This is a genomic window from Chromobacterium sp. S0633, from assembly GCF_024158805.1.
Taxonomy (GTDB): Bacteria; Pseudomonadota; Gammaproteobacteria; order Burkholderiales; family Chromobacteriaceae; genus Chromobacterium.
Genome location: NZ_JAMZGH010000001.1, coordinates 76,830 through 88,895, shown reverse-complemented (window position 1 = coordinate 88,895; position 12,066 = coordinate 76,830). Strand labels below are relative to the sequence as shown.

The window sequence follows — 12,066 nt, the reverse complement described above, 5'->3', positions numbered from 1 at the left end:
GGCGCTTGATGATCACCCTGTATCAGTTCGGCCCAGCCATGGGCTTGGTGGACCCCAGCCCCTTCGTGATGAAGGCGGACCTGCTGCTGAAGCTGTCGGGCCTGTCCTACCGCCGCGTGCGCGGCGATATGCGTAAGGCGCCCAAGGGCAAGCTGCCTTATATCGACGACGACGGCCAGATCGTGGCGGACTCCACGCTGATCCGCCTGCATCTGGCGGACAAGCACGGCCTCACGCTGGACGCTGGTCTCAGCGAGGCGCAGAAGGCGCTGGCCTGGAGCGTGGACTGCATGCTGGGCGATCATTTCTACTGGGGCATCGTGCATGAACGCTGGATGGTGGACGAACACTTCGCGCGCGGGCCCAGCGTGTTTTTCAAAGGCGTGCCGGCCTTGCTGCGCGGCTTGGTGACGACGCTGGTGCGGCGCAAGGTGCGCGCCAATCTTATGGGGGCAGGGCATGGGCCGTTTCAGCGCGGCGGAGCGCTTGCGGCTGCTGGAGGCGGACGTGGCGGCGCTGTCGGCTCTGCTGGGCGATAAGCCCTATTTCATGGGCGAGACCGCCACCTGGATAGACGCCAGCGTTTACGCCTTCGTCAGCGGCGCCTTGACCGACGCGATGGGGGAAACCCCGTCGCGGGCGCTGGTGGCGGCGCGGCCGAATCTGGCGGCCTACGCGGAAAGACTGAGGGCCGAGTTTTACAGTGGATAGGCCGGCTGGGTCGCGCCGCAGTAAGAACCTGTTTACGATCTGTTGCGCGTCGTGAAGCGTTGCTCGGTGAGGACAAGCTCAAGATGCTCATGTACCACGTGTACATTCTGTTTTCTCAGCCGTTTTCGCCTTGTCTCGCCTTAGCTCGCGAGAGCGTAAACACGTTCTAAGACAAAAACAAAGGGGAAAACATGAAGATGAGCAGACTGCTGCCCTTGGCGGCCTTGCTGTGCGCGGCCGGCGCCTGGGCGGACGGCGGCCTGGATTACGGCCGTTACGGCATTGATTTGAACGGCATCGATCCGGCGGTGAGAGTACAGGACAATCTGTCGCTGCACGCCAATGGCCGCTGGATCCAGCGCACGGTGATTCCGGCCGAGCGTTCCTCGGCGGGCGTGGCGGAGGCCTTGGCGGACCGCAATCTGGAACGGCTGCGCCAGTTGATCGAACAGGCCGGGCAGGGGACGGATGCCGAGGCGGGGCAGATCGCCGCGCTGTATCGCAGCTTCATGGATGAGGATGCCATTGCTCGGCGCGGGCTGGAGCCGCTGCGCGAATCGCTGCGGGCCGTGGCCGGCCTGGGCTCGGCGGCGGAGGCGGTCCGCTATATGGGCCGCCTGCAGGATCAGCCGGTGGATACGCCGTTCCGCTTCTATGTGAGCCAGGACCCCAAGGATTCCGCCGCCTACCTGGCCGGCGTCGGCCAATCCGGTCTGGCGATGGACCAGGACTACTATCTGGGCAAGTCCGCCGACTTCGCCGCCGCGCGTAAGGCCTATTTGAGTTATCTGGAGCGGCTGTTCGCGCTGGCGGAACTGGACCAGCCGCAAAGCCGCGCCCGCGACGTGCTGGCTTTCGAGACCCGGCTGGCGAAAATCCAGTGGACCAATGTCGAGAACCGCGACATCCAGAAAACCTACAACAAGCTGAGCCTGGCCGAGTTGGCGCGCCGGCAGCCCGGCTACGATTGGCCGGCCTTGCTGGCCGACGCCGGCCTGGACGCCGCCAAGCAGTTGAATCTGGACCAGCCCGGCTATCTGAGCAAGCTGGCGCCGCTCTTGCGGGCCGCGCCCGCGTCCACGCTGCGCAACTACCTGCTGGCGCGCACGCTGGACGCTTACGCGCCCAGCCTGACGCCGGCCTTCGTCGACGCCCACTTCGACTTCTACGGCAAGACCCTGGAAGGTCGCAAACAGAACCGCCCGCGCTGGAAACGCGGCGTGGGCATGGTGGAAAGCGGCCTGGGCGAAGCGCTGGGCAAACTCTATGTGGCGCGTTATTTCACGCCGGAGGCCAAGCGCCAGGCCGACGAACTGGTGCGCAATCTGCTGCAGGCCTACGACCAGTCCATCGACACCCTGGATTGGATGAGCGCCGCCACCAAGCGCCAGGCCCATATCAAGCTGTCCAAGTACACGCTGAAGATAGGCTATCCGGACAAGTGGCGCGATTACGGCGGCCTGCAGCTGGCGCCGGACGATCTGGCCGGCAATGTGCGGCGCATCGCAGTGTTCAACTACCGCTATATGAGCGGCAAGCTGGGTCAGCCGGTGGATCGCAAGGAATGGAGCATGACGCCGCAGACGGTGAACGCCTATTACAATCCGGCTAATAACGAGATCGTGTTCCCGGCGGCCATCCTGCAGGCGCCGTATTTCGATCCCGGCTTCGATCCGGCGGTCAACTACGGCAGCATAGGCGCCACCATAGGCCACGAAATCAGTCATGGTTTCGACGACCAGGGCAGCCAGTTCGACGGCGACGGCAATATGCGCAACTGGTGGACCGCCAGCGACAAGGCGCGCTTCAAGGCGGCCACGCGCAAGCTGGTCAAGCAATACGGCCGCTACCAGCCGGTGCCCGGCCACCATGTCAACGGCGAACTGACCCTGGGCGAGAACATCGCCGACAACGCCGGCCTGGAAGTGGCCTACAAGGCCTATCATCTGGCGCTCGCCGGCAAGGACGCGCCGGTGCTGGACGGCATGAGCGGCGACCAGCGTTTCTTCATCGCCTTCGCCCAATCCTGGCGCAGCAAGAGCCGCGACGAAGCCACGCTCAAACAGCTGGTGTCGGACCCGCACACGCCGGACCTGTGGCGGCCCATCGGCACCGCCAGCAATATGGAGCGGTTCTACCAGGCCTTCGGCGTCAAGCCGGGCGACAAGATGTATTTGTCGCCCAAGCAGCGCTTCCATTTGTGGTGGTGAGCCATTCCCAGATCGTAAACCGGTTCTCAGACTGAGCGTTTGAGCTGGCCGGGCGTAAGTCCGGCATGGCGGCGGAACATGGCGATGAAGGCGCTGTCCTGCGCATAGCCCAGTTCCGCCGCCACCCGGCTGACGCTTTCCCCCTCGGCCAACAGTCGGCTGGCCTCCATCATTTTCAATTGCCGCCGCCAGGCGCTGAAGCTGAGCCCGGTCTGTTGCTGGAACAACCGGTTGACGGTGCGGGCGCTTGCGCCGGCCTGGGCGGCCAGATGCTCCAACGTGGCCTCGTCGCCGGGCTGCTGCAATAGCTGCTCGGCAATGCGCAGCAGCCGCCGGTCTTGCGGCAGCGGCAGGCTTAGCGCCTGCTCCGGCGCGCGGCCGGCCTCGTCCAGCAACACCTCCACCAGCCGCTGCTGTGCCGGCTCCAACGGCGACAGCGGCCATTCCGCCACCCGCACGATCAACTCGCGCAACAGCGGGCTGACGGCGATGATCTGCGGCCGCCGCGGCAGCGCGGGATAGACGACCGGATCGAAGTACAGGCTGCGATAGGCGAAAGGCTTGCCGGTTTCGGCCTGATGCCACAGGCCCGAGGGAATCCAGGCGGCCATTGTCGGCGGCAGCACGCAGCGGGTGTGGCCGATGCGGATTTGCAGCACGCCGCTGACCGCGTACATCAGTTGCGCGCGGCGATGGCGGTGCAGGCCGGAGTCATGCGGCGCCGGCGCGTCTATGGCCATGCCGACGATGGGATCGGCGAGCTGGTCCGGGTCCGGCGCCGCGGCGGGCAGGTAGCGCGGCATCTTGTCCGATTCTCAATGTTTTGTGGCTATCCATCGATAATAGGCGTGCCTTCATCCTCCTACAATCCCTGTTCGTTGTTTTTAGGAGGACAAAATGAAAACCGCGATCCGGGCGGCGCCGCTGGCGCTGCTGATTGTATTGCTGGGTTTCCCGCAATTGAGTGAAACCATTTACGCGCCGGCCTTGACCGAGATCGCCCAGGCTTACCATGTCAGCGCCGGTCAGGCGCAGTTGACGATGAGCGTCTACTTTCTGGCTTTCGCCTTCGGCGTGGTGTGCTGGGGCCGGCTGGCCGATCTATACGGACGGCGGCCGGCCTTGCTGGCCGCCTTGGCCTGTTACGGCGCGGGCGCGGTATTGGCGGTGATGAGCCGCGATTTCGCCGCGCTGCTGCTGGCCAGGCTATTACTGGCCTTCGGCGCCAGCGCGGGTTCGGTGGTGGTGCAGACCATGTTGCGCGACCGCTATCAAGGCCCGGCCTTGCTGACGGTGTTCGCCACCGTCAGCGCGGTGTTGTCGCTGTCGCCGGCCTTGGGCCCGCCGCTGGGCGCCGTGCTGGTGGCCGGTTTCGGTCATCAGGGCGTGTTCGCCGCCTTGTGCGGCTTGGCGGCGCTGTTGCTGCTGTTGTCCTGGAAGCTGGCCGGCGAAACCCGGCCGGCGGACCTGCCGCCGCCGGCGGCCTTGGGCGCGGTGGCGGCCAGGATGGCGCGAGATCCGCGGGTGCTGGCCACGGTATGGCTGGTGGCCGGCTTCAATCTGCTGTTGTTCGGCTTTTACACGCTGGCCCCGTTCACGCTGCAATTGCTGGGCATGCCGGCCTGGTTGTTCGGCCTCAGCGGTTTGCTGGTGGCCGCCGGCGGCCTGTTCGGTGGCGCGGTCAATCGCCGGTTGGCGGCGCGAGGCGGCGCGGAACGCTTGCCGCGCCTGGCCTTGATGGCCGCCGGCGCGGCGGCCCTGGTGCAGTTGCTCAGCGGCTGGCCGGGTCTGCCGCCGGCCGCGGCCGTCGGCGTGCTGTTGCTCAGCCAACTGGCGATTTCCGCGGCCTTCGGCTGCGCGATTCCGCCGCTGCTGGCGGGGGCCCTGCGGGATTACCGCCAAGTGCAGGGCACGGCCGGCGCCTTATTGGGCCTGATGTACTACCTGCTGATCGCCGGCGGTCTGGGTTTGCTTGGCGCGGCTTATCAGCCGTATGTCTTGTACCAGCCCATGGTCATGGCGCTGCTGTGCGCGGCGATGTGGCCGGCGGCGCGGCGATTGAATCGGTAGGGAGTTGAATATTCTGTCTGCTTCATGGCATTGTGTTGAAAATTTCAAACAGCCATGGAGAGCAGAGCGATGAAACAGGTCAGCGATATCATTGTGTTCCAGCGTCACGACGTGGCGTTGGAATCGTTTGTGGCGGCCGAGGATCGCCGCGTCGCCGGCGAATGCCGGCAAAGCGTGGCCAACCATTATTCCGATCCCAGCGGGCAGTTCCACGTCGGCATCTGGAGCGGCGGGCTGGGCTGCTGGAAAGTGCGCTACAGCGAACACGAGTTCTGCACGCTGTTGCAAGGACGAGTGAAGGTCAGCGACGAGGCCGGGAACAGCGTGGAGTTGAAGCAGGGCGATCACTTCGTGATCCCCGCGGGCTTCGTCGGCACTTGGCAGGTGCTGGAGCCGGCGTGCAAGACTTACGCGGTGTTCGAAGCGCGACACGCCGAGTGAGCCGCGACAAGCAGCAGCCCCGCATTGCGGGGCTGTTTTTCGTGGCGGCGGGCCGGGCTTAAAAGGTGAAGCCGGCGCCGATATACATGCCGTCGGCAAGACGGCGATTGCGGTTGTTGTCCTTGCGCTCGATGTCGAAGTAGCGATAGCCGGCTTCCACGGTGAACGGTCCAATGGGGTTCCAGCGCACGCCGGCGGCCAGGTCGCTGACGTTCTTGACGCTGCCGCTGGCCATGCTGTCGCCGGCGTAATAGGCCTGGCCGTAGAGGCTGAGCTTGGGCGCCAGCTGGATGTTGGCGCGGCCGCCGAGCAAGGCGGCGGTGCCGGAACCGCTGTCCGGGTTCAGGCCCATCAGCTTGCCGCCGCCGGCCAGGGTGACCGGGCCCAGCGGAATCGCGAACTCCAGGCCGGCGCCGCCGGCGTTGCCCTTGTGGTCGCTGTTCAGGTAGTCGATGGAAAGCCCCAGGCCCAGGCCCTGCGGGGTGCGGCTGAATTGCTGGAAGTCCTTGCCGGCGATAAAGCTGTAATCGGCGGCGTGGGCGGCCGCGGTCAGGGCGAGCAGCGCGGCGGCGGCGCTCAGATGCAGAGTTTTCATGGGTCACTTCTCTTGGGTGAGTTAGACAACAAGGGAAGTGACCGCTTTTTAAGTAACAAGTTCGGCGAGCCGCCAAATATTCGAGTGTGAATTATTCACTGGCCAGCAAATTCTCCAGCTCCAGCAGCCGGGTTTTGAGGGCGGCCACTTCCGCTTCCAAGGCGGCGACGCGGCCGGCGATGCCCACCTCGATCACGCCGCAGCCGTTGTCGCCGGCGGCCGGCAGCGATTGCGGCTCGCCGCTGAGCAGATGGGCCCAGCGCGCCTCGCGCTCGCCGGGCTGGCGCTCCAGCTTCAGCACCAGCGGCGGGTATTTGTCGGCCAGCGCGTTGAGAGCGGTTTCCACTTCCTCCACGCCGCTGAAGCCGTAGATGCGGCCGGAACGGGTGCGGATTTCCGCCGAGGTTTGCGGTCCGCGCAACATCAGCAGGGCCAGCGCCGCCAGCCGCGCGCCTTCGATATTCCATTCGTAATTGAGCCTGTGCTCGTATTTGGCCACCCGGCTGCCGGCCGGCAGCCGCTCGCTCGCCAGCTTCTTGGCGATCAGGCTGTCCAGCGCCGCGCTGATGTCCGCTTCGGACAGCTGCATCACCGGTTCGCGGCTGGTCAGCTGGTTGCAGGCCGAGGCCAGGCCGTTCAAGGTCATCGGGTAGGCGTCCGGGGTCAGCGCCTGTTTTTCCACCAGGGCGCCCAGCACGCGCACTTCATGCGCTTCCAGTTGATGTGTATCCATCCATGTCTCCGCTTGAGGCTGCCGACGCCGGGGGCGACGGCTGGCCGGATTGGCATTTAGCGATTCTAGCGCGGTTGGCGGGCCCTACGCACGGTGAGATCATGGTCTTGGCTTGACAGCGGCCGGCGCGCTTGCCACGCTGTGCGGTTTTTGTCGATGGTGGGGAGGGTGCGATGACGCGAGTGGACGTGTTGCTGGTGGAACTGGGCCTGGCGGCTTCGCGCACGGCGGCGCAGAATCTGATCGCCGCGGGGCGCGTCCGTTGCGACGGCGCGCCGGTGAGCAAGCCCAGCCAGAAATGCGCGCCGGGCAGCCGCTTCGATATCGCCGCCGATCCATCCGATCGTTTCGTGTCGCGCGGCGGCTTGAAAATGCTGGGCGCGCTGGAGTCGTCCGGCCTGGACCCGCGCGACGCGCTGGCGCTGGACGTGGGCCAGTCCACCGGCGGTTTCAGCGACTGCCTGCTGCAGCAGGGCGCGCGGCGAGTGGTGGGCGTGGACGTGGGGCACGATCAATTGCATCCGCGGCTGCGGACGGACGCGCGCCTGCGTTATTTCGAAGGGGTGAACGCCAGGGCGCTGGACCATGCGGCCCTGTTGGCGGCCAACGAGGGTTTGCCTTTCGACCTGATGGTGTGCGACGTGTCCTTCATTTCGCTGACCTTGGTGCTGCCCTCGGCGCTGCCCTTGATCCGTCCCGGCGGTCACCTGCTCAGCCTGGTGAAGCCGCAGTTCGAGGTGGGGCGCGAAGGTTTGGCCAGGGGCGGCATCGTACGCGACGAGAGCCTGTACCCGCGCGTGCGGGACAAGATCAGCGAAGCGGTGCGGGAGCAGGGCTTTGAGCTGCTGAAGTGGTTCGACAGTCCGATCACCGGCGGCGACGGCAACCGCGAGTTCTTCATCTACGCGCGCAAGCGCTGAGCGGCGCGAGGCGATGCCTTGTTATGATGAAGGCATCGCCAGGGCCGCGCGTCGCGGTTATTATTCCGCTTGGCCGAACTCGCTTTGCTCGCTGCGCAGAACCATGACGGGACAGTTGGCGCGGCGCAGCAGGTTCTGGGCGAAGCTGCCCAACAGCAGATGGGCGATGCCGCTGCGGCCATGGGTGCCGAGCACGACCAGGCCGGCTTTGTGGCTGTCCGCGTAGCGCACCAGCAGTTCCGCCATGTCGGCGCCGCCGTCCCAGCTTTCCGCCATGTGGATCTGCACCTGTTCCACGCCGGCTTCCACCGCCTGTTTGCGCGCCTGTTCCAGCACGCGGTTGCCGTCGCGGAAGGCTTGATCGTGCAGTTCGTGGGTGCCGAGCAGGCCGACGCCTTCCACCGCCAGATCGCGCAGGCTGGCGATGTGGAACAGGGTCAGGCTGGCTTTGCAGAACTTGGCGACGCGGATGGCTTCCAGCAGCGCCTTGTCCGAATTGCTGCTGCCATCCAGCGCGGCGATGATGTGTTGGTACATGTCCGATGTCCTTTATGGCTGGTGAGACAGGGGGATTATCGTGACAGCATATCGCGGCGGGCGGCCCAGGCCAAGCCGGCATGAACCGGGTTTGACCTGGCGCAAGGCGTTGACGGCGGGGCGAGGCGGTGTTTTACAATGACATCCTCAGTTAAAGGTTTGATTTGAAATGTTTGTTTTTCTATTGATCGTGGGCGCGTGTTTGCTGGCTTTGCTGGGGTGGATTGTGTACTCGCGCCGCGCGCCGCGCCAGGTCACGAGGACGCGCGCCGAGGACAAGGTGTACGCCTTGAATACCCAGATCCGCAGCGTGGAGCCGCCTGAGCATTCCACCGGAGCGGCCTTCGGCGTGTTGCTCAAGGCCGCGCGCGGCGACCGCGCCGCGGTGGAAAAGTGGATCGTGGCCGAGCAATACCGCGGCAGCGTGCCGGTCAGCCGCGAGGAGGCGATCGAACTGCTGGCGCGGCGGCTGCTGTTGAGCCGCAACTGAGGCGCTTGGCGCGAGACAATGCAAACAGGCCCGCATGAGCGGGCCTGTTTGCATTGGTCAATGGGTTCTCAGGCCAGCAGACCCAGGTATTGACGCTCCCACGGCGTGATCTGGCTGTGGTAGTGAGTCAGTTCCACCTCCTTCACCGCCAGATAGGCGGCGCTGAACTCCGCGCCGAACAGCTGCGCGGCGGCGTCGCCGCCGGCCATCGCCTCGCAGGCGGCGTCCAGGGTATTGGGCAGGCTGGCGCGTTCGCTCTTGAACACATTGCCGGTGGCGGGCTCGCTGGGCTGCAAGCGGCCTTCTATGCCCAGCAGGCCGGCGCCCAGGCTGGCCGCCAGCGACAGATAGGGGTTGGCGTCGCAGCCGGGCAGCCGGTTTTCCACGCGGCGGCCTTCCGGGCCGGACACCGGCACCCGCAGCCCCACCGAACGGTTGTCCAGGCCCCAGCTCAGATTGACCGGCGCGGCCATGCCTTTGACGAAGCGGCGGTAGGAATTGGGGCTGGGGCAGAACAAGGGCATCAGTTCCGGCAGATAACGCTGCAGGCCGGCGATGAAGCCGTAGAAGGTTTCCGAGGCTTCGCCGTCGGCGCGGCTGAAGACATTGTCGCCATGCTGGTCCACCACGCTTTGGTGCAAGTGCATCGAACTGCCCGGCTGGCCCGGCAGCGGCTTGGCCATGCACACCACGCTGAGGCCGTGGCGGTTGCCTATCTCCTTAAGCGCGGTCTTGAACAGGAAGGTTTGGTCGGCCAGCGCCAGCGCGTCGCCGTGTTTGAGGTTGATTTCAAACTGGCTGGGGCCCATTTCGTGGACGAAGGTGTCGGTGGCGATGCCCAGCATTTCGCAGGCGCGGTAGAGATCGTCGAAATAGGCTTCCAGATCGTTGAGGGAGGAGAAGCTGAAGGAGTCGAAGCCGGCTTCGCGGCGGCCGCTGCGCAGCGTGGGCGGCTGAAACGGCTGCTGCGGGTCCCCGTGGGCGGCGAAGATGTAGAACTCCAGCTCCGGCGCCACCACCGGTGTCCAGCCGAGCGCCGCGTAGCGCGCCAGCACTGCTTTCAGCGCCGAGCGCGGCGCCAGCGGCGCCAGGCTGCCGTCGTGGTCCACGCAGTCGCAGATCACGCTGGCGCGCGGGGTCTTGGCCCACGGCACCTGGCGCAGGGTGGCGAAATCCGGAACCAGGGTGACGTCCGGATCGTGCTCGCCGTAGTAGCGGTAGTCCGGGAATTCGCCGATGCAACTTTGGATGGGCACCGCACGCGCGATGCGCAGCGGCTGCCCCTTGATGAAGGCCTTGGCCGGCAAGGTTTTGCCGCGGGCAAAACCGTGCACGTCGGCGAAAGCCAGTTCTACGTCACGAACATTTTGTTGAATCAGCCATTCGGCCAAGTCCGCCGGGATGGTGGCCTGGGACATGAATCTCTCCCGATGCGCTTGCGCATTATTGTTTGCATGTTTGGGTCTGTCTGTCCGTGGCTTTGTTTTATTTTTGGAGCGTTTGCTCTGCGCACATTATGCCATCAGGCAGGGGCGGGAGGGCAAGCCCGGAATGAAGGCGGCAAAAAGCCCCGGCGGAGCGGGGCTTGGGGAAGGCTGGGAAGGGGTTTACGATCGCGAGCTAGGGCGAGACAAGGCGTTGCGGCCGAGAAAGCGGAACGTACTCGTGGCGCATGCGTATTTCGACCTTGTTTTCAACGCCGTATCGCCGCCAACAGGCTCTTAGAGGCGGAAACGGCCCACGGTCTGTTGCAGGGTGTCCGCCTGCTGATCGATGGCGCGAACCGCCCCCACCGCGTTGCTGACCGAATTCTGGGTTTCCTCCACCACGCCGGCCACCTGCTCGACGTTGCCGGCGATATTGGTGCCGGCCTGGCTCTGCTCGCCCATCGCCACCACCACATTGTGCACATGCTCCAGCGCCTGGCTGGCCTGCTTGCTGATGGCGTCCAGCGTCTGGGCCGCCTGCTGCACCTGCTCCACGCCGCCTTCCACCGCCGGGCGGATGTCGTCCATCTGGCTGGACACGCTGCCGGTTTCGCTGACCACCGCCTGCACAATGGTGGAGATCTCGTCGGTGGCGGAGGCGGTGCGCTCGGCCAGCTTGCGCACTTCGTCCGCCACCACCGCGAAGCCGCGGCCCATCTCGCCGGCGCGCGCCGCTTCGATCGCCGCGTTCAGCGCCAGCAGATTGGTCTGGTTGGCGATGTCGCGGATGGTTTCGGCGATGCCGCTGATGTTGCGGGTGCGTTCGGCCAGCTTGCCCACCATATCGCTGGCGCTATGCACTTGGCCGGCGATATTGCGGATGCCCTCGGCGGCCCGCGCCGCCAGCGCTTCGCCCTGGCGCGCCAGCTCCACGGTGTCGCGCGAGCCGGATTCGGTGTCGCGGGCGCTGGCGGTGACGTGGTCTATGCTCACCGACAGCTGCTCGATGGCGGCGGCGGCGGAACTGGTGGAGGAGCTGGCCACGCCGGAAACGTCGTGCACCTTGTCCATATCGCTGGATAGCTGACGGCTGGCCTGGTTGATATTGGTGGCGGCGAGGCTAATCTCCTCGATCATCTGGCGCAGTTTCAGCTGCATTTCGCGCATTGCCGCCAGCAGGCTGTGCGGCGGGCCCTGCACCACGATGTCGGTGCCCAGATCGCCGTCGGCGATGGCCTTGACCACCTGAGCCGCGTAGTTGGGATCGCCGCCCAGAGACTGCATGATGCTGCGCGAGACCAGCAGGATCAGGCCGGCCAGCGTGATCACGCCGATGGCGGCGATGATCAGCAGCGTGCGCGCCTGGCTCCAGAACAGCTGGTCGATGTCGTCGATGAAGATGCCGGTGCCCACCATCCAGCCCCAGGGCTCGAAGCGCACCACGCCGTTGAGTTTGGGAAACTCCTCCTTGCTGCCCTTGCGCGAGGTCTGGATGGTCACCAGGCCGTAATGCTCTTTCTGCAAGGCCTCTTCATAGACCGCCACCGTGGTGCGGCCGTCCGGCAGCGTGCTGCCCATGTCCACCTTGCCCACCCGGTCTTTGTTGGGGTGGAACATCACCACGTTTTGCGGATTGCGGCCGAAGAAGTAGATGTCGTCCACCTTGAGCGCGTTGAGGGCGGCGATGGCTTGTTTTTGAGCGTCGGCGCGCGGCAGGCCTTTTTCCTCCAGTTTTTGGAAGTGGCTCATGGTGCCTTCCGCCATGCGCAGCAGGTGGGTGATTTGCTCGCGCTTTTCCTGGCCCAGTGTGGCGCGGGTGGAGAGCAGCGCCACGGCCGCGATGCTGAGCAGCGCCAGCAGGCTGGCCGCCATGATGATGAACAGTCTGGTATTGACCCGCATGATGTTCGCTTTTCGAAGGTGGATGTCTGA

General features: G+C 65.5%; 13 protein-coding genes. 7 read left to right on the top strand and 6 right to left on the bottom strand.

Annotated features, from left to right (window positions below):
* Window positions 1-8 precede the first annotated feature (8 nt).
* The 3 genes from NK214_RS00460 (at window position 9) to NK214_RS00450 (ending at window position 2,921) form a co-directional block, all read left to right on the top strand.
* Window positions 9-539 carry a glutathione S-transferase N-terminal domain-containing protein gene (locus NK214_RS00460; RefSeq protein ID WP_253313517.1) on the top strand — a complete coding sequence of 177 codons (531 nt, stop codon included), beginning with the start codon at window positions 9-11 and terminating at the stop codon, window positions 537-539.
* Entirely contained in the window at window positions 508-711 is a 204-nt protein-coding gene (locus tag NK214_RS00455) for a glutathione S-transferase C-terminal domain-containing protein (protein WP_253313516.1), read from the top strand. Before NK214_RS00460 ends, NK214_RS00455 begins: the two co-directional genes overlap by 32 nt.
* A gap of 191 nt (window positions 712-902) precedes the next feature.
* The gene (locus tag NK214_RS00450; RefSeq protein WP_253313515.1) at window positions 903-2,921 is read left to right on the top strand and encodes a M13 family metallopeptidase; all 2,019 of its coding nucleotides are present in this window, start codon (window positions 903-905) and stop codon (window positions 2,919-2,921) included.
* A gap of 26 nt (window positions 2,922-2,947) precedes the next feature.
* Here the strand turns inward: NK214_RS00450 and NK214_RS00445 are convergent, their stop codons facing one another.
* On the bottom strand, window positions 2,948-3,724 hold the full coding sequence (locus NK214_RS00445; RefSeq protein ID WP_253313514.1) for a helix-turn-helix domain-containing protein: 777 nt from the start codon (window positions 3,722-3,724) through the stop codon (window positions 2,948-2,950).
* 94 nt (window positions 3,725-3,818) lie between these two features.
* Here NK214_RS00445 and NK214_RS00440 point away from each other — a divergent pair, with 94 nt between their 5' ends.
* Window positions 3,819-4,991, top strand: a complete 1,173-nt coding sequence (locus tag NK214_RS00440) for an MFS transporter (protein WP_253313513.1) — start codon at window positions 3,819-3,821, stop codon at window positions 4,989-4,991.
* A gap of 69 nt (window positions 4,992-5,060) precedes the next feature.
* Entirely contained in the window at window positions 5,061-5,432 is a 372-nt protein-coding gene (locus tag NK214_RS00435; RefSeq protein ID WP_253313512.1) for a cupin domain-containing protein, read from the top strand.
* Between the two features lie 58 nt (window positions 5,433-5,490).
* On the opposite strand, the gene NK214_RS00430 is transcribed toward NK214_RS00435, so the two are convergent.
* Together NK214_RS00430 and NK214_RS00425 are read right to left on the bottom strand one after the other, a co-directional pair.
* Window positions 5,491-6,027, bottom strand: a complete 537-nt coding sequence (locus tag NK214_RS00430; RefSeq protein ID WP_107797835.1) for a YfaZ family outer membrane protein — start codon at window positions 6,025-6,027, stop codon at window positions 5,491-5,493.
* Window positions 6,028-6,118: 91 nt separating this feature from the next.
* Complete coding sequence (locus tag NK214_RS00425) at window positions 6,119-6,760, bottom strand: YceH family protein (protein WP_107797836.1); 642 nt, start codon at window positions 6,758-6,760, stop codon at window positions 6,119-6,121.
* 173 nt (window positions 6,761-6,933) lie between these two features.
* Here NK214_RS00425 and NK214_RS00420 point away from each other — a divergent pair, with 173 nt between their 5' ends.
* A complete protein-coding gene (locus NK214_RS00420) occupies window positions 6,934-7,680 on the top strand; it encodes a TlyA family RNA methyltransferase (protein WP_227106486.1) in 747 nt (248 codons plus the stop codon).
* A gap of 60 nt (window positions 7,681-7,740) precedes the next feature.
* On the opposite strand, the gene NK214_RS00415 is transcribed toward NK214_RS00420, so the two are convergent.
* Window positions 7,741-8,217: a universal stress protein gene (locus NK214_RS00415; protein WP_107797838.1), complete on the bottom strand. Its 477-nt coding sequence runs from the start codon at window positions 8,215-8,217 to the stop codon at window positions 7,741-7,743.
* 169 nt (window positions 8,218-8,386) lie between these two features.
* On the opposite strand from NK214_RS00415, the gene NK214_RS00410 reads away from it, so the two are divergent.
* Window positions 8,387-8,707 (top strand): hypothetical protein, encoded by a 321-nt coding sequence (locus NK214_RS00410; RefSeq protein WP_146176546.1) that lies wholly within the window; start codon window positions 8,387-8,389, stop codon window positions 8,705-8,707.
* Window positions 8,708-8,775: 68 nt separating this feature from the next.
* Here the strand turns inward: NK214_RS00410 and NK214_RS00405 are convergent, their stop codons facing one another.
* Window positions 8,776-10,125 (bottom strand): glutamine synthetase family protein, encoded by a 1,350-nt coding sequence (locus NK214_RS00405; protein WP_107797840.1) that lies wholly within the window; start codon window positions 10,123-10,125, stop codon window positions 8,776-8,778.
* A gap of 303 nt (window positions 10,126-10,428) precedes the next feature.
* Complete coding sequence (locus NK214_RS00400) at window positions 10,429-12,036, bottom strand: methyl-accepting chemotaxis protein (protein WP_235084938.1); 1,608 nt, start codon at window positions 12,034-12,036, stop codon at window positions 10,429-10,431.
* Between the last annotated feature and the right edge of the window lie 30 nt (window positions 12,037-12,066).

Coding starts and splice junctions, on each gene's coding strand:
- NK214_RS00425 (WP_107797836.1), bottom strand. CDS start 6,760: ATGGATACACATCAACTGGAAGCGCATGAAGTGCGCGTGCTGGGCGCC.
- NK214_RS00445 (WP_253313514.1), bottom strand. CDS start 3,724: ATGCCGCGCTACCTGCCCGCCGCGGCGCCGGACCCGGACCAGCTCGCC.
- NK214_RS00440 (WP_253313513.1), top strand. CDS start 3,819: ATGAAAACCGCGATCCGGGCGGCGCCGCTGGCGCTGCTGATTGTATTG.
- NK214_RS00430 (WP_107797835.1), bottom strand. CDS start 6,027: ATGAAAACTCTGCATCTGAGCGCCGCCGCCGCGCTGCTCGCCCTGACC.
- NK214_RS00450 (WP_253313515.1), top strand. CDS start 903: ATGAAGATGAGCAGACTGCTGCCCTTGGCGGCCTTGCTGTGCGCGGCC.
- NK214_RS00400 (WP_235084938.1), bottom strand. CDS start 12,036: ATGCGGGTCAATACCAGACTGTTCATCATCATGGCGGCCAGCCTGCTG.
- NK214_RS00420 (WP_227106486.1), top strand. CDS start 6,934: ATGACGCGAGTGGACGTGTTGCTGGTGGAACTGGGCCTGGCGGCTTCG.
- NK214_RS00405 (WP_107797840.1), bottom strand. CDS start 10,125: ATGTCCCAGGCCACCATCCCGGCGGACTTGGCCGAATGGCTGATTCAA.
- NK214_RS00435 (WP_253313512.1), top strand. CDS start 5,061: ATGAAACAGGTCAGCGATATCATTGTGTTCCAGCGTCACGACGTGGCG.
- NK214_RS00460 (WP_253313517.1), top strand. CDS start 9: ATGATCACCCTGTATCAGTTCGGCCCAGCCATGGGCTTGGTGGACCCC.
- NK214_RS00410 (WP_146176546.1), top strand. CDS start 8,387: ATGTTTGTTTTTCTATTGATCGTGGGCGCGTGTTTGCTGGCTTTGCTG.
- NK214_RS00415 (WP_107797838.1), bottom strand. CDS start 8,217: ATGTACCAACACATCATCGCCGCGCTGGATGGCAGCAGCAATTCGGAC.